The sequence below is a fragment of the Arsenophonus endosymbiont of Bemisia tabaci Q2 genome (assembly GCF_902713415.1).
Taxonomy (GTDB): Bacteria; Pseudomonadota; Gammaproteobacteria; order Enterobacterales; family Enterobacteriaceae; genus Arsenophonus.
Genome location: NZ_CACTIE010000275.1, coordinates 1 through 1,717, shown reverse-complemented (window position 1 = coordinate 1,717; position 1,717 = coordinate 1). Strand labels below are relative to the sequence as shown.

At 37.2% G+C, this 1,717-nt stretch carries 3 protein-coding genes and 1 pseudogene; 2 read left to right on the top strand and 2 right to left on the bottom strand.

Annotation, left to right across the window (positions count from 1 at the left end; genetic code table 11):
* Positions 1-56 precede the first annotated feature (56 nt).
* Entirely contained in the window at positions 57-185 is a 129-nt protein-coding gene (locus tag ARSQ2_RS13945; protein WP_255487704.1) for a hypothetical protein, read from the top strand.
* Positions 163-756 (top strand): acyl carrier protein phosphodiesterase, encoded by a 594-nt coding sequence (locus ARSQ2_RS11195; RefSeq protein ID WP_181995338.1) that lies wholly within the window; start codon positions 163-165, stop codon positions 754-756. The genes ARSQ2_RS13945 and ARSQ2_RS11195 overlap by 23 nt, the downstream gene beginning before the upstream one ends.
* A 31-nt stretch (positions 757-787) precedes the next feature.
* Here the strand turns inward: ARSQ2_RS11195 and ARSQ2_RS11190 are convergent.
* A pseudogene (locus ARSQ2_RS11190) lies at positions 788-1,227 on the bottom strand (branched-chain amino acid transport system II carrier protein); the annotation flags it as partial.
* Positions 1,228-1,238: 11 nt separating this feature from the next.
* Positions 1,239-1,562 (bottom strand): transposase, encoded by a 324-nt coding sequence (locus ARSQ2_RS11185; protein WP_181995337.1) that lies wholly within the window; start codon positions 1,560-1,562, stop codon positions 1,239-1,241.
* Positions 1,563-1,717: the final 155 nt, after the last annotated feature.

Below are 1,717 nucleotides of genomic sequence, written 5' to 3'. Positions count from 1 at the left end.
TCTTAATCCAATTGAACATAATGGGCACAAGCTAAATGTAAAAAAAGAGCGCTCGGATGCGACACAGATATTTTGTTCGCACTCAATATGGTGTAATCAAAATTAAGTCGCTTAGCTATACATTTAGCTCAACGAGCACAAAGTTCCTTATTAGGAAATTTAATGACGGATTTCGTTCACGGTGATCCTGAAAGCTTATATTCACCAGATGTTTTGGCCGGGATCAGAATGCATCGTCAGGTAGATAAATTCACCGACCAGCACCCCATTGTGATTAATGCCAAGCAACTTTTTTGCCCGCCATACCGCCAAGTCGCAGCGATCACTCTCGATTTAGTTTGGGATCATTTTCTAGCTTTATATTGGATATTGGGATCATATTGGATATTGGGATCAAATCGAAGCAAAACAGACTCTACCCCAATTTGTTCATTATGTGCGCCAGAAAATTATGTGCGCCAGCAAATTGAACCAAACCTATATTATACCCCAGAAAAATTTCAAGAATTAAATGAGTATTTATGCTCACAAAACTGGCTGATCCATTATGCAGAACCTGAATATATTAATAATGTATTAAACAGCATGGCGCGCAGGCGTCCTAAATTGGCTAATTTAATCGGCTCCTTTGATGATTTTATTCTGCATTACCACGATTTTTTTGCTTTTTTTTGGCAACTTTATCCAGCAATGATCGCTTTTGCCGAAACTCTATCAGAAAAAAGAACGCTATTAATGAAAACAAATAAACCCTAGCTGATTAGAGGCTAGGGGGGTTTATTACCGATTAAATACCACTCTTTAGGTAGCTCGCTTTACGATCATAGAGTGCAAAAATTACTAAAACGATTAATGAAGGTACCAACCAAGCTAAATCATGAACATAAAGTGGTAATTTTTTCGCAACATCAGGAATAAATCCTTGCAAAAGTTCAGAAGATTTCATCGCACCTAATAAGCCAAAGATTAGACTCGTCAACATAGTTGGCGCAACCACCCTGGATGGGCACTTCCACCATTTCAAGGTAAAACTCATTAAAATCAATATAATACATGGTGGATAAATCGCGATTAATACAGGAATAGAAAATTCAATCAGTTTACTCAATCCTAAATTCGAGATCACCATAGAAAAGATGAAAAGTATCCAGACTAATTTACGATAAGAAATCGACACATAAAGCACAAAAATTCCGCGCAAGCACAAGTGAGTCCAACCGCAGTTATAGCTAAGCGACTTAATTTTGATGACACCATATTGAGTGCGAACAAAAATATCTGTGTCGCATCCGAGCGCTCTTTTTTTTGCATTTAGCTTGTGCCCATTTATGTTCAATTGGACTAAGATCTGGCGAATAGGTAGGCAAATATTCCACCATATGCCCCGCATCGATGATGACTTGTTGAATAGTCTGTTTCTTGTGAAAAGTTGCATTATCCATCATGATTACACTCTTTTTAGGAAGTACTTGGATAAGGACTTGGGTGACCCATGCATAGAAAACATCGCTGTTATAGCTAAGCGTCTTAATTTTGATTACAAAATATATGTTTTTCTCCAATATAAATTTACTGATATAGAGTAATTACTTGTAATCATTTTAAAGTCGCCCAGCTATAATATTGATATCAAATAATCCGATAGCAAACAGCGTTTTGCCCAATAAAGCGCCGATAACATTTGTTCTTCCTTTAGCTCCCCAGTTCTTGAGACCAA

Bases quoted from the DNA above. Each gene is read 5' to 3' on its own strand.
- ARSQ2_RS13945 (WP_255487704.1), top strand. From the start codon at position 57: ATGCGACACAGATATTTTGTTCGCACTCAATATGGTGTAATCAAAATT.
- ARSQ2_RS11195 (WP_181995338.1), top strand. From the start codon at position 163: ATGACGGATTTCGTTCACGGTGATCCTGAAAGCTTATATTCACCAGAT.